General features: G+C 72.5%; 17 protein-coding genes. 7 read left to right on the forward strand and 10 right to left on the reverse strand.

Annotation, left to right across the window (positions count from 1 at the left end; all coding sequences use genetic code 11):
* Positions 1–59: 59 nt before the first annotated feature.
* The 6 genes from L3078_RS09800 to L3078_RS09825 form a co-directional block, all read right to left on the reverse strand.
* The gene (locus tag L3078_RS09800; protein ID WP_420864048.1) at positions 60–1112 is read right to left on the reverse strand and encodes a class F sortase; all 1053 of its coding nucleotides are present in this window, start codon (positions 1110–1112) and stop codon (positions 60–62) included.
* A gap of 58 nt (positions 1113–1170) precedes the next feature.
* Positions 1171–1788, reverse strand: a complete 618-nt coding sequence (locus tag L3078_RS09805) for a hypothetical protein (RefSeq protein ID WP_239753031.1) — start codon at positions 1786–1788, stop codon at positions 1171–1173.
* Between the two features lie 100 nt (positions 1789–1888).
* Positions 1889–3178, reverse strand: coding sequence for an MFS transporter (locus tag L3078_RS09810; RefSeq protein WP_239753032.1), 1290 nt, complete (start codon positions 3176–3178; stop codon positions 1889–1891).
* A gap of 91 nt (positions 3179–3269) precedes the next feature.
* Positions 3270–4736 (reverse strand): CitMHS family transporter, encoded by a 1467-nt coding sequence (locus L3078_RS09815; RefSeq protein ID WP_239753033.1) that lies wholly within the window; start codon positions 4734–4736, stop codon positions 3270–3272.
* 121 nt (positions 4737–4857) lie between these two features.
* The gene (locus tag L3078_RS09820; RefSeq protein WP_239753034.1) at positions 4858–7113 is read right to left on the reverse strand and encodes a molybdopterin oxidoreductase family protein; all 2256 of its coding nucleotides are present in this window, start codon (positions 7111–7113) and stop codon (positions 4858–4860) included.
* 285 nt (positions 7114–7398) lie between these two features.
* A complete protein-coding gene (locus L3078_RS09825; protein ID WP_239753035.1) occupies positions 7399–8016 on the reverse strand; it encodes a TetR/AcrR family transcriptional regulator in 618 nt (205 codons plus the stop codon).
* 328 nt (positions 8017–8344) lie between these two features.
* On the opposite strand from L3078_RS09825, the gene hmgA reads away from it, so the two are divergent.
* From hmgA to L3078_RS09840, 3 genes are read left to right on the forward strand one after another with little or no spacing between them, the layout of a single operon-like run.
* Positions 8345–9661 (forward strand): homogentisate 1,2-dioxygenase, encoded by a 1317-nt coding sequence (gene hmgA, locus L3078_RS09830; RefSeq protein WP_239753036.1) that lies wholly within the window; start codon positions 8345–8347, stop codon positions 9659–9661.
* 28 nt (positions 9662–9689) lie between these two features.
* Positions 9690–10439, forward strand: coding sequence for a GntR family transcriptional regulator (locus tag L3078_RS09835; RefSeq protein ID WP_239753037.1), 750 nt, complete (start codon positions 9690–9692; stop codon positions 10437–10439).
* Between the two features lie 12 nt (positions 10440–10451).
* Positions 10452–11645: a type ISP restriction/modification enzyme gene (locus tag L3078_RS09840; RefSeq protein ID WP_239753038.1), complete on the forward strand. Its 1194-nt coding sequence runs from the start codon at positions 10452–10454 to the stop codon at positions 11643–11645.
* Between the two features lie 23 nt (positions 11646–11668).
* Here L3078_RS09840 and L3078_RS09845 read toward each other — a convergent pair whose 3' ends face one another.
* A complete protein-coding gene (locus L3078_RS09845) occupies positions 11669–12376 on the reverse strand; it encodes a TetR/AcrR family transcriptional regulator (RefSeq protein WP_239753039.1) in 708 nt (235 codons plus the stop codon).
* Positions 12377–12439: 63 nt separating this feature from the next.
* Between L3078_RS09845 and L3078_RS09850 the strand changes: the two genes are divergently transcribed.
* The 3 genes from L3078_RS09850 (at position 12440) to L3078_RS09860 (ending at position 15527) form a co-directional block, all read left to right on the forward strand.
* Complete coding sequence (locus L3078_RS09850) at positions 12440–13417, forward strand: ATP-binding cassette domain-containing protein (RefSeq protein WP_239753040.1); 978 nt, start codon at positions 12440–12442, stop codon at positions 13415–13417.
* Positions 13414–14196: an ABC transporter permease gene (locus L3078_RS09855; RefSeq protein WP_239753041.1), complete on the forward strand. Its 783-nt coding sequence runs from the start codon at positions 13414–13416 to the stop codon at positions 14194–14196. Before L3078_RS09850 ends, L3078_RS09855 begins: the two co-directional genes overlap by 4 nt.
* Positions 14197–14303: 107 nt before the next feature.
* Complete coding sequence (locus tag L3078_RS09860; protein ID WP_239753042.1) at positions 14304–15527, forward strand: CaiB/BaiF CoA transferase family protein; 1224 nt, start codon at positions 14304–14306, stop codon at positions 15525–15527.
* 39 nt (positions 15528–15566) lie between these two features.
* On the opposite strand, the gene L3078_RS09865 is transcribed toward L3078_RS09860, so the two are convergent.
* The 3 genes from L3078_RS09865 to L3078_RS09875 form a co-directional block, all read right to left on the reverse strand.
* Complete coding sequence (locus L3078_RS09865) at positions 15567–15833, reverse strand: hypothetical protein (protein WP_033531581.1); 267 nt, start codon at positions 15831–15833, stop codon at positions 15567–15569.
* A 115-nt stretch (positions 15834–15948) separates the two neighbouring features.
* Positions 15949–16779 carry an anti-sigma factor gene (locus L3078_RS09870; protein WP_239753043.1) on the reverse strand — a complete coding sequence of 277 codons (831 nt, stop codon included), beginning with the start codon at positions 16777–16779 and terminating at the stop codon, positions 15949–15951.
* 34 nt (positions 16780–16813) lie between these two features.
* Positions 16814–17356: a sigma-70 family RNA polymerase sigma factor gene (locus L3078_RS09875; protein WP_239753044.1), complete on the reverse strand. Its 543-nt coding sequence runs from the start codon at positions 17354–17356 to the stop codon at positions 16814–16816.
* Positions 17357–17589: 233 nt separating this feature from the next.
* On the opposite strand from L3078_RS09875, the gene L3078_RS09880 reads away from it, so the two are divergent.
* Entirely contained in the window at positions 17590–19113 is a 1524-nt protein-coding gene (locus tag L3078_RS09880; RefSeq protein ID WP_239753045.1) for a DUF4331 domain-containing protein, read from the forward strand.
* The last annotated feature ends 487 nt before the right edge of the window (positions 19114–19600 follow it).

Raw genomic sequence — 19600 nt, forward strand, 5'->3', positions numbered from 1 at the left:
GCGTCCGTACGCCCCCGGGGGCTCGGCGAGGCGTGCGGCGCACGCCCCGCACGCCCGGTTCACGGCTTGCGCGCCGGTTCCTTGGTCGCGGTGAGGTGGGCGAACACGACGACGTTGCTCGCGTAGCCCTTCCGGCGGTCGTACGTCCCACCGCAGGTGATCAGGCGCAGCTCGGGGCGCCCCCGGTGGCCGTACACCTTCTTGCTGGGGAAGCGGTCCTTCTCGTACGACCTCACGGCGTCCACGGTGTAGACGGCGGTGCGGCCGTCCGCCCGCAGGACCTCCACCAGGCGGCCGGCCTTGATCACGTCGAGCGCGGCGAAGACGGCGGGGCCCGTCCGGGTGTCCCGGTGCCCGACGACGACCGCCGTGCCGGGTCCGCCGGGCGCGGGCCCGTCCGCGTACCAGCCGACCAGCTTCGGCTTGTCGTCCGGCGGCGCGGGGAGTCGCCGTCGGGCGTCGAGGCGGAGATCGGTCACCGGCGCCTCGATGCCAAGGTAGGGGATGGTGACGGTCCTCGCCGGGGAGGGCGGCAGCGTACGCGGGCGGGCGGGCTTGCGTGGCTCGGCGGGCCTGGGGGTGGGCGGCGCGGGTCGCACGGGCCGGGTGGGGGCGGGCCGTACGGGCGTCGCTGTGGTGGGCACGACGGGTGCCGGGCCCGTGGGGTCGGCACCCGTGGGTTGGGCGGGGGCCTGGCCCGTCGGTGCGGCCGTGGAGGTGGGCACCGTCGGCCGGGCGGGCGTCTGGCTCGCCCACCCGGTCGGGGGGCGGGTCTCCCACCCGGTCGGGGGCTGGGTCCCCGCCGCATCCCCCGCCACCGACCCGGCGCCGGCCCCCGCCACCGTCCCCGCAGCGGCCCCCGCCTCGGTCCCCGGCTCGGTCGGTGTCTCCGGTTCCGTGCGCTCGGTCCCTTGCGCACCGGTCGCCGTCGGCGGCGGCGGGGATGCGGGCTCGTCGGGTGGGGGAGGCGTGAAGTACAGGGACGCTTGGGCGTGTGGTGCCCCCGCACCGCGCGCCCTGGAGTCGGCCCAGGCGGCACCGGCCTCGGCGGCCCCGGTCCGGTCCCTGTTCTCCGCCAGGTGGACGCCGCCCACCACCAGCGCGGTGGCCATGACGACCGTCCGCGTCAGGCGGTAGGCGCGCGTCCGGTGCCAGGGCCTGCGCCGGCGTCTACGCGGCGCCATCGGCGCGGCGACGGCGCAGCCGCAGATAGGCCACGCCGCCGACCGCGGCGAGACCCACGGCGGCCGCGCCGGCGACCGGCGAGAAGTTCTGGGTGAGGGCGAGACCGCCGCCACCGGCCGGCACCGCGCCCTCGGGCCCGGCGAGCGGGCAGTTGACGTTGATGTCCCTGCGGCCCTCCTCCAGCGTTCCGCCGATGGTCCTCCAGGTCAGCACGTAGTCCCCGTTGGGGAGCCGCGCCGCGTTGGGGGGCGCCACCGGCGTGCTGTGCCCGGTGCCGTCGGCGGCGAGCGTGATCTCGCCCGTGGCGACGGGGTCGGTGCGCGGCGCGGGGGGCTGGCGGTCGATGGTCCAGCTGATGCGCTGCGTCGGGGTGGGGTCCGTGGGGAAGTTGAAGGCGGAGAGGTAGAAGTCGCAGACCAGCTGCTGGTTGCGCTGGTTGTCGAACGGGAAGCCCACCTTGTGGATCACGACGTCGGGGTCGCCCGGGGCGGCGACGGCGGCCGGTGCCGTGATGAGGCTGGCTCCCGTGACGGTGAGTGCCGCGAGGACGGCGGCGGCACTCGCGCGCACTCCGGCGGGGCGCGGGCGGGACGAGGTGGACATGCAGAACCTCCGAGTCAGACGATTTTCACACAAATCGCTCTTTCGCCTGACTCTCTGTCACATCACACGGGGCGCGGGTGGAGCCGCGCCCGACGGCTCGTCAGATATCCCCCTTACGGCTCAGGGACTCACCCGCCGCATCCGACCGCGAGCCCCTCGCCCTCCGCCTCGTCGAGGTGCCGCTCCCCCGCCCCGGCCCCGCCCGTCCCGGCTCCCCGCGCCCCGGCTCCGCCGGTGAGCGCAGAGCGATGACCGACGACACCAGCAGCAGCGCGCCCAGCATCACGAACGGCGCGGCCACGCCCGCGACCCCGGCGATCAGGCCCGCGGCGGCCGGTGCCCCGGCCTGCCCCAGCCGGTTTCCCGTCAGCCGCAGGGCGAGCGCTGTGGAGCGGGCGTCGTCCGGCGCGGCCTGCACCACCGTCGTCATGGACAGCGGCTGTCCGACTCCGAGGCAGAACCCGAGGGCGGCGAGGATCAGGGCGAGCGCCCACACCGGCACCGGCAGCGCGATCCCGGCGCAGAGCACGGCCCCCAGCACACAGGTGACCGTGAGCAGCGCGGTCCGGCCGAGCAGCCGCAGCATGGGGGTCATCACCAAACGGCACGCGATGGTCGCCGCCGCCCGCAGGCTCAGCAGGACGCCGATCACCGAGGGCGCGATGCCCCGGTCCTCACCGACCACCGGCAGATACGCGGTCAGGATGTCCGTCGCCGACAGCACGGCCAGGCTGATGAAGATGCCGCCCGGCACGCCCCGGGTGCGCAGGATACGGTGCACGGGCACGCGCTCGCCCTTCGCCGTACGGGACTTGGGCTCGGCGGGACGCTCTATGCGCCACAGCGACGTGAAAGCGACGGCCGCCCCGGCACCGGCGACCACCAGCGCCAGGGCGCTGGTCCGGGCCATGTCCGGGCCGCCGATCAGGGCGCCCGCGGCGATGGGGCCGACCAGCTGGCCGAGGGAGGCGCCGATGGTGAAGTGGCCGAAGTTGCGGTCGTGTTCGTGCGGCGCGGACTGGCGGGCCACCAGGGACTGGGCGCCGATCACGAAGGAGAGATGACCGAGGCCCATCACACCGCTCCAGACGGCCATCGCCACCAGGGAGTCGGCCAGACCGCTCAGGGCGCAGCCGCCGGAGATGAGGACGACACCGATCGGCAGCAGGGGCGCGCACCGGCCCCGGTCGGTCCTGCGGCCGAGCGGGACGGCGGCGAACAGCGGGAGCAGGGCGTAGACCCCCGCGATCACACCGACCGCCCGTTCGTCGGCGCCCAACGCGAGGGCCCGGTAGGACACGGCGGGCCGTGCCATCGACACCGCCCCCTGCGCGAAGCTGAAGGCGATGACGAGGCGGAGCAGCCAGCCGCGGTTCCTACCGGGCCTCACGATGCGGTTCCTCCTGGGGGAAGTTCACGCCGGTCCGAGCGAACTTCGCTCTAGGGCGCGGGAGTCGGGTCCGACGGTCCGGGCGATGCCGTCAGATGATGCCGAACAGCACACCCGCGCCGAGAATGATCAGCGAGGTCGCCGCCGCCCACTTGACCACGAACCTGGTGTGGTCGCCGAACTCGACCTTGGCCATGCCCACGAGCACGTACACGGCGGGGACCAGCGGGCTGGACATGTGCAGCGGCTGGCCGACGAGGGAGGCGCGGGCGATCTCCAGCGGCGAGACCCCGTGGGCGGCACCGGCCTCGGCGAGGACGGGGAGGACACCGAAGTAGAAGCCGTCGTTGGACATGAAGTAGGTGAGCGGCAGGCTCAGGAAGCCGGTGACGAGGGCCATGTGCGGGCCCATGCCGGCCGGGATGCCGTCGACGATCCACTTGGCCATCGAGTCGACCATGCCGGTGCCCTGGAGGACGCCGGTGAAGACGGCGGCGGCGAAGACCATGCCGGAGACGTTGAGGACGTTGTCCGCGTGGGCGGCGAGCCGGTCCTTCTGGTCGGGGATGTGGGGGAAGTTGACCGTCAGCGCGAGCGCGGCGCCGAGGATGAACAGCACCGGGATCGGCAGCCACTCCATGATCATGGCGGTCAGCAGCGTGACCGTGAGCAGCGCGTTGAACCAGTACAGCTTGGGGCGCAGCGTCGGGCGATTGGGGTCGAGACCCTGGAGGCGGACGTCGTCCGCGTCGTCGTCCTCGGCGTCCGCGTCGGTGCCGGAGCCCGCTCCGCCGGTGGTCTTCGTCGTACGGACCTTGTCGTCACCGGAACCGGAACCGGCGGCCGACGAGGCGCCCGCGCCGACGAGCACGGTCTCCTCGGAGCCGGACTTCTCCTCGTCCTTGACGATCTTCTCCTGCTCCAGGACCTCGTCGAGGCTCAGCACACCGAGGCGCTTGCGCTCGCGCAGACCGAGGAAGTAGGCGAGGACGAAGACGAAGAGCAGACCGACGAGGAGCGCCGGGATCATCGGGACGAAGATGTCGCCGGCGTCGAGCTTGAGCGCGGTGGCGGCGCGGGCGGTCGGGCCGCCCCAGGGCAGCGTGTTCATCACGCCGTTGGCGGTGGCGGCGACACCGGTCATCACGACCAGGCTCATCTTCAGGCGCTTGTACAGCGGGTACATCGCCGAGACGGTGATCATGAAGGTGGTCGAGCCGTCGCCGTCCAGCGAGACGATCGCGGCGAGCAGGGCCGTGCCGACGACGATGCGCAGCGGGTCGGCCTTGCAGAACTTCAGGATGCCCCGGACGATCGGGTCGAAGAGTCCGACGTCGATCATGAGGCCGAAGTAGACGATGGCGAACATCAGCATCGCGGCGGTGGGCGCGAGATTGCCCACCCCCTCGATGACGTAGTCGCCGAGTTGGGCTCCCTTTCCGACGAACACGCAGAAGAGCGCGGGGATCAGTACGAGTGCCGCGATCGGCGACATCTTCTTCATCATGATCAGGACCAGGAAGGTCGCGATCATGGCGAAGCCGAGGATGGTCAACATGTGGATACCTAACGTTCGCCCTTGAACTCCCACCAGGGCACCGGCGGTGCGACGACGTTAGGGCGGCTCCACAAGCGTTAACAAGACGTTGACATGCGAGCAATAAGCGCAGAACTCCAGGTCACAGCGTTGCGCCTGCTCGGGACAGCTCCACGGGGATGCCGTTGAGGACCGCGTTGCCCGACAGCGGGTCGAGCAGGGAGCCGTCGAGGAGCTGGTTGACGTTGACCCCGGGATCGATCGCCGCGTGGCTCATACGGGTGCCCGGACGGTCGTGTCCCCAGCCGTGCGGAAGGCTCACGACACCCTGGCGTACGACGTCGGTGACCTCGGCGGGAGCGGTGACCTCTCCCCCGGCGCCCTTGATCCTTACGGCGTCGCCGTCGGCGAGGCCGAGGCGGTCGGCGTCGTCGGGGTGGATGTGGAGGGTGCAGCGGTTGGTGCCGCCGGTGAGGGCGGGGATGTTGTGCAGCCAGCTGTTGTTGGAGCGCAGGTGTCGGCGGCCGATGAGGACCAGGCCGTCGGGGCGCTCGCGCAGGGCGGTGCGGAGCCTCGGCAGATCGCCGACGATCGGCTCGGGCAGCAGTTCGATGCGGCCGCTGACCGTCTTCAGCGGCTGCGGCAGCCGGGGCCGCAGCGGTCCGAGGTCGATGCCGTGCGGGTGGGCGAGCAGCTTCTCCAGCGTCAGTCCGTCCGGGTCCGCGCCGAAGCCCTCGCCGTACGGGCCGAGGCGCAGCATCATGTCGAGCCGGCGCTCGGGGCCGGTGTCGCCGGTGAGAAGGCCGGCGAGTTCCTTCGGGTCGCGGCCGTGGACGGGTGAGTGGGCGTCCTTGACGGCCTTGCCCAGGGTCTGGCCGATGACCAGGTCGTCGACGGCGGAGGGGTCGGCGCCGTGCATCCCGGTGGCGGCGAGGGTGAGGCGGGCGAGGATCTCGGTCTCGGCCATGCGGCCGTCCTCCAGGGGGACGGCGGCGCGGTTGTAGCGGACCTGGTTGCGCACGGCGAAGGCGTTGAACGCGAAGTCGAAGTGCGGGGCCTGCGAGGGCGGGGGTGGCGGCAGGACCACGTCGGCGTGGCGGGCGGTCTCGCCGAGGTAGGGGTCGACGCTGACCATGAAGTCCAGCGAGTCGAGCGCCTTGTCGAGGCGGTCGCCGTCGGGTGCGGAGAGCACGGGGTTGGCGGCGATCGTGATGAGGGCGCGGACCGGGCTGCCCTCGGGGGTGGCGGTGTCGATCTCCTCGGCGAGCGCGGACAGCGGCAGTTCGCCCTTGGCCTCGGGGTGGCCGCCGACCCGGCTGCGCCAGCGTCCGAGGGCGAAGCCCCGGCCGGGTCCTGCGGGCCGGGGGGTCTTGTCCGTCGCGGAGTGCGGGAACAGGGCGCCGCCGGGCCGGTCGAGGTTGCCGGTGAGGATGTTGAGGACGTCGACCAGCCAGCTGGCGAGGGTGCCGTGCGGGACGGTGCAGCTGCCGATGCGGCCGTATACGGCGGCGGTGGGCGCGGCGGCCAGTTCGCGGGCGAGCGCGCGGATGGTGCCGGCGTCGACGTCACAGGCCTCGGCGACGGCCTCGGGGGTGAACTCCCGCATGGCGGCGGCGAGTTCGTCGACCCCCTGCACATGCGGGGCGAGGTCGCGGAGGTCGGTGAGCTCCTCCTCGAACAGCACCTGCGCCATCGCCGCCAGCAGCAGGGCGTCCGTGCCCGGCCGGATGGCGACGTGCCGGTCGGCGAGCTTGGCCGTGCGGGTCAGCCGGGGGTCGACGACGGTGAGGGTGCCGCCGCGCGCCTTGAGGGCCTTGAGCTTGCCGGGGAAGTCGGGGGCGGTGCACAGACTGCCGTTGGACTCCAGCGGGTTGGCGCCGAGGAGCAGCAGGTGGTCGGTGCGGTCCAGGTCGGGGACGGGGATGGCGTGGGCGTCGCCGTAGAGCAGTCCGCTGGAGACGTGCTTGGGCATCTGGTCGACGGTGGAGGCGGTGAACAGGCTGCGGGTGCCGAGGCCGGCGAGCAGGACGGGCGGGTAGAGGGCGCCGGCCATGGTGTGGACGTTGGGGTTGCCGAGGACGACGCCGACGGCGTTCGGGCCGTGCGCCTCGACGACCGGGCGCAGTCCGGCGGCGACGGCGTCGAAGGCCTCCGCCCAGGTGGCTTCCCGCAGCTCCCCGTCCTTGCGGACCAGCGGGGTGCGCAGCCGGTCGGGGTCGCCGTCGGCCGCTCCGAACGAGGCGCCCTTGGGGCAGATGAACCCCTTGCTGAACACGTCGTCCCGGTCGCCGCGGGCCCCGGTCACCCGGGTGCCCTCGATGGTGAGGGTGAGTCCGCAGGTCGCCTCGCAGAGCGGGCAGACCCGCAGGGCGGTGCGGGCGTCGGTGGTGGTGGACACGGGTCCTCCCGGAGGGGCGGCGGCGACGATGACGCTCGGACGGGCGCCACGCGCGGGGCACGCGACACCGAGGCCGAGCATACCGACCGGTATGCACCACGGGGAGGGGCTGCCGGGGGTCTTGTCGGGAAACCGCCGGGGCACCGGGCCCCGGCCGCGCGGAAGCCCCCCGGGGTGCGGCCCCGCGCGGAGGCGGCCGGGCGCGCGGGCCTCGCGGGAGCCGCCTGGCGCATGGGCCGCGCGGAAGCCGCCGGGCGCATGGGCCGCGCCCGGCGGTGCGTGGCCTCAGTCCAGTACGCGTGCGAGATAGGCCCGTAGCAGCTCCCGCATCTCCAGGATGATCCGTTCGTCGCCCTCCGGGGAGACCCGGAAGGCCAGGTGGACCAGGGTGTCGGCGGTCTCGACGGCGATCAGGAAGGTGCGGCGCAGATCCTCGTCGGGGGTGCGGTCGATGAACGCGGAGAGCAGGTCGGAGAGGCGGTCGGCGACGCGGTGATTGGGTTCCTGGCGGCTGCCGCCGACCGGGATCTGGTTGCCGAAGTCGATGAGGGCGAAGCCCGGGGTGTTGCGCTTCATGTCGAGGTACTCGTCGAGGACGGCGTCCATCGCGGTGCGCCAGTCCCGGCGGCCCGTCGCCTGGAGGCGGCGGGTGACCCGGTCGGTGAAACGGTCCAGGTTGCGTTCGGCCAGCGCGTCGGCCATCGCGCGCTTGTTGCCGAAGAAGCGGTAGACGGAGCCGATGGGCACACCCGCGCGGAGCGCCACGGCACGGGTGCTCAGCGCGTCGTAGCCGACCTCGTCGAGGAGGTCGGCGCAGGCGTCGAGGATCCTGGTCAGTCGTTCGGCACTGCGCCGCTGCACGGGGGCGCGGCGCAGGGAGGTCGCCTGGGACACGGGCTTCATGATGCCTTTCCGCCGAGGTCCGATGAGCTGTCCGAATATCAGTACGGCCGGTACCGCCGCTCCCGCTCAGCACTGGACCGTACGGACACCGAACATCCGCACGCCCACAGCCTGCCGGGAGACTAGAGCACCGCACTGACAGGACGGATCCCCTCGCGGTCCGGTTCTCCCTCTCCGCCCGATGCACCCGATCTGTGGACGCCCCGTCGACGTCCGGTTGTCGTCCGTCGACGCCCCGTCGCCGGCTCGCCGCCGCTTTGTCCCCTTGCAGCCACCCCGACGGAATCCTACGGTGAAGCATAGGAATCGGGAGTGCGAGGGAGCGGGCATGAGCGGGGACGCGAGGAAGACGGCCGAGGAGCTGGAGTACCTCACCGGTTTCGGCAACGAGCACGCCTCGGAGGCGGTCCCGGGCGCGCTGCCGCTCGGCCGCAACTCCCCGCAGCGCGCCCCGCTCGGCCTGTACGCGGAGCAGCTCAGCGGCACCGCCTTCACCGAACCGAGGGCGCACAACCGCCGCTCCTGGCTCTACCGGATCCGCCCGTCGGCCGCGCACCCCGCGTTCACGCGCGCGGGCAACGGCGCGCTGCGCACGGCGCCCTTCACCGAGACCGTCCCCGACCCCAACCGGCTGCGCTGGAACCCGCTGCCGGAGCCCCCGGCGGGCACCGACTTCCTCGGCGGCCTGTGGACGCTCGGCGGCAACGGCGACGCGACGCTGCGCACGGGCATGGCCGTGCACCTGTATCACGCCAATTCCGCCATGGAGCGGGTCTTCGGCGACGCGGACGGCGAACTCCTGATCGTCCCGGAGCGGGGCGGCCTGCTGCTGCGCACGGAGTTCGGCCTGCTGCGCGCCGAGCCGGGTGAGGTCGCCCTGATCCCCCGGGGCGTCCGCTTCCGCGTCGACCTCCTCGACGCCACCGCCCGCGGCTACGTCTGCGAGAACTACGGCGCCCCCTTCCGCCTCCCCGACCTCGGCCCGATCGGCGCCAACGGCCTCGCGAACGCCCGTGACTTCCGGGCGCCGACGGCGGCGTACGAGGACGTGGAGGGCCCGGTGGAGGTGGTGAACAAGTACTGCGGAAACCTCTGGACGGCCACCTACGACCACTCCCCGCTCGACGTGGTCGCCTGGCACGGCAACCACACCCCGTACGTCTACGACCTGCGCCGTTTCAACGTCATCGGGACGATCTCGTACGACCACCCGGACCCGTCGATCTTCACGGTGCTGACCTCGCCGAGCGACACCCCGGGCCTCGCGGCGGTGGACTTCGTGGTGTTCGCGCCCCGGTGGCTGGTGGGTGAGGACACGTTCCGGCCGCCCTACTTCCACCGGAACGTGATGAGCGAGTACATGGGCCTGATCGAGGGCGCGTACGACGCGAAGGCGGAGGGCTTCGTGCCGGGGGGCGGCTCGCTGCACAACATGATGTCGGCGCACGGTCCGGACCGGGAGACCTTCGACCGGGCGAGCGCGGCGGAGCTGGCGCCGCAACGGGTGGACGACGGGCTCGCGTTCATGTTCGAGACGCGCTGGCCCGTGCTCACCACCGAGCAGGCGGCCCGTTCAGAACAACGGCAGCAGGCGTACGACGATGTGTGGTCCGGGCTGCGGCGCCACTTCGGCCCGTTGCGCTGAACCCGCCGGGCCGGGTACGGATACCGACGTGACCTCATTCGCTCCGGACTCGATCGTCCTGAACCGCAAACTGCCGCTCTGGTACCAGGTGTCGCAGTCCCTGCGTGCCTCGATACTGGGCCGGTCGCCGCAGGAGCCGCTGCGGCTGCCGACCGAGGAGCAGTTGGCCGGGCACTACGGCGTGAGCGTGCTGACCATGCGGCAGGCGCTGAAGGAGCTGGAGGGCGAGGGACTGATCAGCCGGCACCGCCGGCGCGGCACCTTCATCGAGCCGGGCGCCCGGCGGGGCTCCCCGGTGCGGCTGCTCGGCTCCGTGGACGCGATCGTGGCCCAGCAGTCGGGGATGACGACGGAGTTGCTGGAGGAGGGCAGCACCCCCGTATCGGGTGAACTCTCGCAGTACTTCCCCGACTTGACCGAGGTGGCCACCTACCACCGGCTGCGCGGCGACGAGCGGACGGGCGAGCCGACCAACCACGCCCGCAACTACGTCCGCCCCGAGCTGGCCGAACGCATCGACCGCGACGACCTGCTCCGGTGGCCGATGACCAAGGTCCTGCGCGATGTCGTGGGGGTGGCCATCGGCCGGATCACCGACACGGTCGAGGCCCGCATCGCCGACCCGGAGACCGCCCGCCTCCTCCAGGTCCCCCTGCTCAGCCCGATCCTGCACTACACGGGCGTCACCCACGACGAGTCCGGCCGTGTCCTCGACGTGGCGGTCATCCACTACCGCGGTGACCGCTTCTCGTTCACCGTGACCCTCGACGCCCCCTGACGAGGCCGTACGATGCCCAGCGTGACGCCCGACGACGCTCCGCGACTCGCGGACCTCATGCCGTGGTCCGTCGCACCGCCACGGCTGGGCCGGGGGTGGCCGACGGCCCCCGACGCCGTGTCCCTGAAGGCCCGCTGGGACGCCCTGGTGAAGGCGGAGGGCCCGGACCGCGAGACCCTCTTCGCCCCCACCCGTTCCCGCACGCTCACCTCCGCGGTGGCTCAGCTGCCGGGCCGGTCCACCGGCACCGGTCGGCTGGCCCGGGAGTCCGGGCCCTGCCCGGAGCCGGTCCGTGTCCTGGCCGCGCCCTTCGACGAACAGTGGCTCATCCCCGACCACCGGCTCATCGACGCCGCCCGCCCCGAGCTGTGGCGGGTGGCGGACGAGCGGCAGGTCTTCGTGGTCGAACAGACGGTCGCCCCGGACTCCGCGGGCCCTCTGCTCACCGCGTCGTCCGTGCTCCCGCTCGCCCCGCCGCACGGCCCCCGCATCGGCCGCGTCCACCCGCTGTTCCGCCGCCCGAGGGCCGCCGAACCCAACCTCGCGCCGGGTCTGGTGGAGTATCTGGGCGAGCGCCTCGGCACCGGCCCGGTCGACGCCATCGACGTCCTCGCCTGGGCCCTGGTGGCCGCGCGGCCCGGCCCTGACGGTGTCGGGGTGCCCCTCCCCGCCGACCCCGACGTCTGGTCGCGGGGCGTCGAACTGGGCCGCCGCGCCCTGTGGCTGATGCGCCGCGACGGCGACCGCCCCAAGCTCCCCGGAGGCCGACGCCCGTACGTGCGCGCGCCGCTCCCGTCCCGCCCCGTCGAAGTCCGCTACGCCCGCGAGGAGGAGACCCTCGTCGTCGACGACGGCCGTATCTCCCCCGTCCCGTCCGAGGCCTGGGACTTCCACGTCGGCGGTGTGCGCGTGCTGGAGGAGTGGTTCGCCCGCAGGACCGAGACCGCCGAGCCGGGCACGCTTGAGGCGATCCGCCCGACGACCTGGCCCCAGACCTGGACGTCGGAGCTGCTCGAACTGATCACCGTGCTGGCGCTGCTGGCCGAACTGCGGCCGAGGCAGGAGGAGTTGTCGGTCGGGGACCCGATCACGGCGGCTGAGCTGCGCCGGGCGGGAGTGCTCCCGGTGCCGGACTCCGCCCGTCGGCCCGCCTCGGTCCTGGACCACCGGGAGGAGGGCCCGGAGGGCCAGTTCACCCTGCTGTAGGGCGCTTTACGGCGCAGGGCTCTCTACGGCGCGAACGAGTCCAGCACCCTGCCCAGCATCCACTCGAACACGGCCTCCAGATCGATCGGCCCGGAGTCCTCCGTGAACGCCGCCGCCAGCCGCGGGTACGCGCCGCTCGCGATCTGCCCCCCGAGGTACGCGATCCGGACCTCGTTCTCCCGGTCCTCCGACCACGGCAGCGACCGCACCCGCTCGGCCGTCGCCAGCTCGTTCGCGACGTAGGTCGTCACGCACCCGTTCAGCATCCCCAGGAGCTGCATCTTCGTCCCGTACGGCGCGTCGAGGGAGTCCATGCAGGCCATGCAGTGCTCCAGATACCGCAGCCCGTTGGGGCTGAAGCCGTAGACCGGCGACATCAGCCGTGGCATCCAGGGGTGGCGACGCAGCAGGTCACGCGTCTGGTGGGCCACCCGCCGCAGATCGGCCCGCCAGTCGCCGGCCGGCTCCCACAGCTCGTGCTCGCCCGCGACCGCGTCGACCATCAGCTCGTACAGGTCCTCCTTGCGCGGCACGTAGTTGTAGAGCGACATCGTGCCGCAGCCCAGCTCGGCGGCCACGTGCCGCATGGACACGGCGTCCAGGCCGCCCGCGTCGGCGAGCCTTACGGCCGCCGCCGCGATGTCCGCGCGGCTGAACGCGGGTCTCGGCCCCCGGCCGGTGCGTTCGGGGCGGGCCCAGATCACTTCGGGTCGGGCCGCTCGGCCAGCCATCGATCATCACCTCGGCCACCATCCTAGTTACGTACAGCGTACGTAATGCGCTATGGTCGGCCCATGACTACTACGTACGCTGTACTTAGTGAGGGTCTGGAGAAGCGCTTCGGCGACGTCCGTGCCGTACGCGGCCTCGATCTGGCCGTGGAGGAGGGCACGGTGCTCGGGATGCTCGGCCCGAACGGGGCGGGCAAGACCACGGCCGTACGGCTGCTGGCGACGCTGCTGCGGCCGGACGCGGGTTCGGCGCGGATCGCGGGCCACGATCTCGTGCGGGAGCCGGCCGCGGTCCGGCGGGTGATCGGGCTGACCGGGCAGTACGCGTCGGTCGACGGCGACCTCACCGGCAGGCAGAATCTCCGGCTGTTCGCCCGGCTGCACCGGGTCCGCGACACGGCGGCCCGCGCGGCCGAACTCCTCGACCGTTTCGGCCTGACCGAGGCCGCCGACCGGCCGGTCTCCACCTACTCGGGCGGTATGCGCCGCCGGCTCGACCTCGCGGCCGGCCTCGTCCGGCGCCCGGCGGTGCTCTTCCTCGACGAGCCCACCACCGGCCTGGACCCGGTCAGCCGCAACCGGACCTGGGACGCCGTGCGCGCCCTCAAGGACGAAGGGACGACCGTCCTGCTGACGACGCAGTACCTGGAGGAGGCCGACCAACTCGCCGACCGGATCGTGCTGATGGACCGGGGCCGGATCGCGCACAGCGGCTCGCCGCCCCAACTCAAGGCGCTCGTCGGCTCGTACGCGGAGGTCGTCGTGGCCCACGCGGACGCGATGACGGCGGCGGCGGGAGTGCTCGACCAACTGACCGGCGCGGAGCCGTCGTTCGACCACGAGCGGCGGGCCGTCGGCGTGATCGCGCTGGACCCGACGCTCACGCTCCCCCGGCTGGTGCGTGAACTCGACGCGGCGGGCATCCCGTTGCTGGACGCGAGCCTGCGACCGCCCACCCTGGACGACGTGTTCCTCCGCCTCACCGAGGGCGCCCCGGCAGACTTTCGCGACCGACGAGACCTCAAGGAGCGTGCGGCGTGAGCGCGTTGGCGTACGACGGCACGGCGATGCTGGGCCGGCAGCTGCGGCGGGTCCGCAACAACCCGGGGCTGCTGATCCTCACCCAGATCATGCCCGTCTCGATGCTGCTGTTCTTCGGGTACGTCTTCGGCAGCGCGCTCGCCGTGCCGGGCGAGGAGTACCGGCGGTTCCTGGTGCCCGGTCTGCTGGTCGCGACGGCCTCCGGCGGGATCATGACCGGGATGTTCCAGGCCGCCCAGGACACCCACCGCGGCGTGATGGACCGCTTCCGGACGCTGCCGATGAGCCGGGCGGCGGTGCCGCTGGGCCAGGCCCTGGCGGACCTGGTGGTCACCGTCGTGGGGTCGCTGCTGTTCCTGCTCGTCGGGCTGGCGGTGGGCTGGCGGATCGAGGGGGGCGCGCTCGCGGCGGCCGGCGCGTTCGGGCTGTTGCTGCTGTTCCGGTTCGCCTGCGTGTGGATCGGCATCTTCCTGGGGCTGCTCACCCGCGACGAGGAGGCGGCCGGGCAGCTGGGCGGTGCGACCTTCCTGCTGCCGCTGCTCTCCAGCGCGTACATCCCGACCGAGGGTCTGCCGGGCTGGCTGCGCACGGCCGCCGAGTGGAACCCGATCAGCGCGGTCGCGACGGCCCTGCGTGACCTCTTCGGCAACGCGGCCGTGCCGGAGGGGGCCGCCTGGCCGGTGACGCATCCCGTCGCCGGGTCGCTGCTCTGGTGCGCGCTCCTGCTCGCGGTGTTCGTGCCGCTCGCGGTCCGCACGTACGCGGCCGGCCCGAGGTGACCTCCGGCCCGTTCGGGGGACGGGCCGGAGACCGCCGACGCCGGGACGCGTCACCGGGGCACGTGACACGCGGCACTCCCTGGTGACAACCCCGCCCCGGCGGGGACATGATCCACGGCATGCGTCCACTCCCCCGCGCCGGTGACCCCCTGCCCCTCGACGGCGTCACCGTCGTCGCCGTCGAGCAGGCCGTCGCGGCACCCTTCGCCACCCGGCAGCTCGCCGACCTCGGCGCCCGGGTGATCAAGGTCGAGCGGGTGGACGGCGGTGACTTCGCCCGGGGCTACGACACGGCGGCCCGGGGCCTGGCCTCGCACTTCGTGTGGTGCAACCGGGGCAAGGAGTCCCTCGCGCTGGACCTGAAGGACCCGCGCGGCCTGGCCGTCGTACGCCGACTGGTGGCGGACGCGGACGTGTTCGTGCAGAACCTCGCGCACGGCGCGGCGGCCCGGCTCGGCCTGGACGCGGCCACGCTGTGCGCCGCGCACCCCCGGCTGGTCGCCGTGGACATCTCGGGCTACGGGGCGACGGGGCCCTACGCGGACAAGCGGGCCTACGACATGCTCGTGCAGTGCGAGGCGGGGCTGGTGTCGGTGACGGGGACCCCGGAGCAGCCCGTGAAGGCGGGCATCCCGGCGGCGGACATCGCCGCCGGGATGTACGCGTTCTCGGGGGTGCTCGCGGCGCTCGTCCGGCGGGGCACGACCGGGCGGGGCGGGCCGGTGGAGGTGTCGATGCTGGAGGCGCTGGCCGAGTGGATGGGACATCCGCTGCACCACGCCATGCACGGCGGCGGCGCCCCGGCCCGGACGGGCCTCGGGCACGCGGTGATCGCGCCGTACGACGCCTATCCGACGGCGGACGGCGGGCGGGTGCTGCTGTCGGTGCAGAACGACCGGGAGTGGCGGCGGCTCGCCGAACAGGTGCTGGGGCGGCCGGAGTTGGCGGACGACCCGGCCTTCGCGACGAATCCGGCGCGGGTCGAGCGCCGGGAACGCACGGACGAGCTGGTCACGGAGACGCTCGGGCTGCTGGACACCGACGAGGCGTTGGCGCGGCTGGAGGCGGCGGGGATCGCCTGCGCGCGGCTACGGGACGTGACGGAGGTGGCGGAGCATCCGCAGTTGGCGGCCCGGGACCGGTGGCGGGAAGTGGAGTCACCGGTGGGGCCGCTCCGGGCGTTGCTGCCGCCCATCACGCTGCCGGGCGGGGACGAGGCGCGGATGGGTGCGGTGCCCGCGCTCGGGGAGCACACCGGGTCGCTGCTCCGTGCCGCGGGGATGACGGACGACGAGATCGCAGCGTTGCGCCGGGACGGCGTGGTGGCCTGAGCGCGGGCCTCCTGCGGGGAAACCCTTGGTGCTGTGGTGCTAACGGCTGCCGAACAGCGAGCGGCGCAGCCTCTTGAGGGGGGCGAACAGCGAGACCCGGCCGACGCGCGTGTCCTTGCGGCTGCTGCGCTCCTGCGGGGAACGTGACGTTATCTCGCGCATCAGCGAGGTCGCCTCGGCCGCCTCGCGCTGTGGCACGGCGGGGCCGCTCAGCACCGAGAGATGTCGGTCGAGGCGCGAGCTGGTCGCGCTGCTCCCGCATGTGATCGCAGGGACTCGCGCCCTGCGCACTGTTATCTGTTCCATGTCACTCCCCACCCGTACGAGTCCACCCGGCCCGGGCAGCGTAACCATATCGCCCCGTTGGAGCACTCGGGAATCACGGTCCCGGTATTCACCTACCCTGTAACGGCGTTGTTGATTACTCTCCGAATCCGACCGATTCCAGGGCGAGTTGGACAACTGGCTGGCTGGTGGGCTGTGGTGATCCACCGTCGGGTTCGACGGTCACGGCGAGTGACGTCGCGTCGGTGTTCATTCCGCTCGTGACCAAGGGCGTGTCGCCGTCGAAGAGGCCCAGGGAGCGTGGTTGCACGTCGGGGCGCATGAGCCAGAGCTGGTGCACCTGATCCTTCGGGAGGTCCTCGAATCCGCTGAGGGTCACGATCGCGCTCCCCTCCTCCGCGGAAGCGATCACTCCGATTCTGTGGCCCTTTCCGTCCCGGTCACTGGTCGCGCGGGCGTCCGGCGCGGCGAGAACGTGGGCGATCTCACTCGCCTGTGCGCGCTCGGCGGCCAGCTCGTCACGGGTGCGGTCGGCCTGGACGGCGAAGAGGGAGGCCACCACGAGCGCGGCGGCGGCCGTGACGGTGGCCAGCGGGACGAGCCAAGAGCGCAACCGGGGCGCACGGGCGCGCGACCTCGGCGGCGGCTCGGTCCCCCACACATGCCTCGGCAGGTGCTGGGACCGCGGCGGCTGGGCGCTCCAGGACTGGTTCTCCTGAGGCGTGTTGGCCTCCTGCGGCGTGTTGCGCACGGCGGCGAAGACCCGGTCGCGCATCGCGGCCGGGGCCGGCGCGGCCGTCGACCAGGCGAGGCGGACCGCGTCCTCGGACAGGGCGCGCACCTCGGCCGGACAGCGGTCGCAGCGCTCCAGATGCTGCTCGAAGCGGCGCCGCTCGTCGGGCTCCAGGGCGTCCAGGGCGTAGGGAGCGGCGAGCGAGTGGAGATCCTCGCGGCGGAACAGGCTCACCGCACACCTCCCCCGGGCCGGCCGTACAGGGCGCTCATGCGACTCCTCCCAGGCATTCGCGCAGCCGTGTGAGTCCGTCGCGCATACGGGTCTTGACCGTGCCGAGCGGCAGTGAGAGCCGCTCGGCCACTTCACGGTAGGTGTAGCCGTCGTAGTAGGCGAGGGTGACGGACTCGCGCTGGAGGGTGGTGAGCTTCTCCAGGCAGTGGCGCACCCACTGGCGTTCGAGACCCGCCTCGACCTCCTCGGCGACCTGGTCGAAGGCGGGGTGGTGGTTGCGTCGTCCCTCGCGCTGCTCGCGCTCGGTGGCGGCGCGGGCGCTGCGCACCCGGTCCACCGCGCGCCGGTGCGCGAGGGTGAGTATCCAGGACAGGGCGCTGCCCCGCGCCGGGTCGAACCGGCCCGCGGAGCGCCAGAGTTCGAGCAGCACCTCCTGGGCCACCTCCTCCGACTGCGCGGGGTCACGTACGACCCTGCGCACCAGCCCGAACACCGGGCCGGACACCAGGGCGTACAGATCCTCGAACGCCCGCTGGTCGCCTCCGGCCACCCGGACCAGAAGACTGTCCGCCTCCACTCGCTCCCCCTCGCCTCCGGCCGAGCACGGCCATCCCCGCGCGTAAGGCATTCGCAACCGACCCACCTCCGGATGGGGTTACGGATCCGGACGAGATCCGGATCAACAAATCCCGCTCTCCGCTGAAACAACCTTTCAAACGCGCCGTAAGAACGTTTGGGATTCGACCAATCCACCCTGCCGACCGCTCCGAATGGCGTTCGTCAGGCAAGTTGGGACAGAGGACGGACGGCATGACGACACCTACTTCCAGGAGCGGCGCGGGACGGCGGAGCATCGCGTCCCTCATCTGTGCTTCGCTGGCCGCCGGAGGACTCGCGGCCGCCGGCGTCACCGTGTTGCAGCCGGGGGCGGCCTCCGCCTCCAGCCACCGGGAGGCCCCGCTGATCTCGGGGGAGCCCCAGTTCGACAACACCGACGTGTACGCGTTCGTCAGCCCCGACAAGCCGGACACGACCACGGTGATCGCCAACTGGATCCCCTTCGAGGAGCCGGCGGGCGGACCGAACTTCTTCACCTTCTCCGAGGACGCGGAGTACGACATCCGCGTCGACCAGGACGGCGACGCCCAGGAAGACCTCGTCTTCCGGTACACGTTCAAGACGAAGACGAAGAACGACAGGACCTTCCTGTACAACACGGGCGTCGTGGAGAGCCTCGACGACCCGGACCTGAACATCACGCAGACGTACGACATCGACCTGATCAAGCTGAAGGACCGTCGCGCGGTCTCCAAGACCAAGCTCGCGGACGACGTGTGGGTGGCGCCGTCGAACGTCGGCAAGGCGTCGATGCCGGACTTCAAGAAGCTGCGCGACGAGGCCGTGTACAAGACGGCGAGCGGGGTGACCACGTACGCGGGTCAGGCCGACGACCCGTTCTTCCTGGACCTGCGCGTCTTCGACCTGCTGTACGGCGGTGACCTCTCCGAGGTCGGGCGGGACACGCTGAAGGGCTACAACGTCAACTCGATCGCCCTGCAGATCCCGAGCGAGGCGCTCGTGCAGTCCAAGGACCAGCCGATCGTCGGCATCTGGTCCACGACGCAGCGCCAGGGCGCCGACGGCCAGTACCACCAGGTGTCGCGCCTCGGCATGCCGCTGGTGAACGAGGTCGTCAACCCCATCGGCGACAAGGACAAGTTCAACGCGTCCTCGCCGGTCGACGACGCCCAGTTCCTGAAGAACGTCACCGAGCCCGAGCTGCCCAAGCTCATCGAGGCGATCTACAAGATCCCGGCGCCCAAGGAGCCGCGCAACGACCTCGTCGACGTCTTCCTCAAGGGCGTCGAGGGCCTCAACCAGCCGCCGCACGTGACCCCTTCGGAGCAGCTGCGGCTCAACACCTCCATCGAGCCCACGGCGAAGCCGAAGCGGCTGGGTGTGCTGGACGGTGACAACCAGGGCTTCCCGAACGGTCGCCGGCTCACCGACGACGTGATCGACATCGCGCTCCAGGTCGTCGAGGGCGAGCTGGTCGACGCGCCCAACGACCTGGGCGACGCGGTCGACAAGAACGACAAGAAGTTCGGCAAGTCCTTCCCGTACGTCGGTCTGCCGACGGCCGGTTCGCGGGGCAAGACGGTCAAGGGCAACACCACGAACAACGTCCGCAGCGCGCTGGGCGGCGGTGTCGAGAGCGGCACCGACGACACCACGCTGATCGCCGCCTCGGCCGGCGCCGGCGCGGCCGGTGTCCTGCTGATCGGCTCGGGTCTGCTGTGGTGGCGCCGTCGCAACGACCGCGCGTACTACTAGCCGGACCCGCGTCCGGGCCCTTCCCCATGGGGCCCGGCCGCCGTGACCGGCGCGGCCCGTCCGTATCCATCCCCCCGGCGCGGGCCGCGCCCCACGACCACGATCACCGCACCCGGCAAGGCTGTTGAGGAGAGGGAATGTCCCCGCGTACGAACGAGAGCGCGCCGCAGAACGGGCGCCCGCGCCCCGACGAGGGAACTCCCGAACCCGACCGGTCCGCACCCACCGCCTCCGACCGGAACACCGGGCCCGCCGCCGCGTCGGGGCGGACGACCGACGACGGGGCCACTGCCGCGTCAGGGCGGACGACCGACGACGGGGCCACTGCCGCGTCAGGGCGGACGGCCGACGACGGGGCCACTGCCGCGTCAGGGCGGACGACCGACGACGGGGCCACTGCCGGGGTCGGGCCAGGGGGCGACGGGTCCGCTACCGCGAACGAGCCGCGAGCCGACTCCGGGTGCGACGCCTCGGACGAGCCGGGGGC

The organism is Streptomyces deccanensis (assembly GCF_022385335.1).
GTDB lineage: Bacteria > Actinomycetota > Actinomycetes > Streptomycetales > Streptomycetaceae > Streptomyces > Streptomyces deccanensis.

Coding starts and splice junctions, on each gene's coding strand:
- L3078_RS09860 (WP_239753042.1), top strand. CDS start 14,304: ATGATCCACGGCATGCGTCCACTCCCCCGCGCCGGTGACCCCCTGCCC.
- L3078_RS09805 (WP_239753031.1), bottom strand. CDS start 1,788: ATGTCCACCTCGTCCCGCCCGCGCCCCGCCGGAGTGCGCGCGAGTGCC.
- L3078_RS09815 (WP_239753033.1), bottom strand. CDS start 4,736: ATGTTGACCATCCTCGGCTTCGCCATGATCGCGACCTTCCTGGTCCTG.
- L3078_RS09825 (WP_239753035.1), bottom strand. CDS start 8,016: ATGAAGCCCGTGTCCCAGGCGACCTCCCTGCGCCGCGCCCCCGTGCAG.
- L3078_RS09850 (WP_239753040.1), top strand. CDS start 12,440: ATGACTACTACGTACGCTGTACTTAGTGAGGGTCTGGAGAAGCGCTTC.
- L3078_RS09840 (WP_239753038.1), top strand. CDS start 10,452: ATGCCCAGCGTGACGCCCGACGACGCTCCGCGACTCGCGGACCTCATG.
- L3078_RS09880 (WP_239753045.1), top strand. CDS start 17,590: ATGACGACACCTACTTCCAGGAGCGGCGCGGGACGGCGGAGCATCGCG.
- L3078_RS09845 (WP_239753039.1), bottom strand. CDS start 12,376: ATGGCTGGCCGAGCGGCCCGACCCGAAGTGATCTGGGCCCGCCCCGAA.
- L3078_RS09865 (WP_033531581.1), bottom strand. CDS start 15,833: ATGGAACAGATAACAGTGCGCAGGGCGCGAGTCCCTGCGATCACATGC.
- hmgA (WP_239753036.1), top strand. CDS start 8,345: ATGAGCGGGGACGCGAGGAAGACGGCCGAGGAGCTGGAGTACCTCACC.
- L3078_RS09800 (WP_420864048.1), bottom strand. CDS start 1,112: ATGGCCACCGCGCTGGTGGTGGGCGGCGTCCACCTGGCGGAGAACAGG.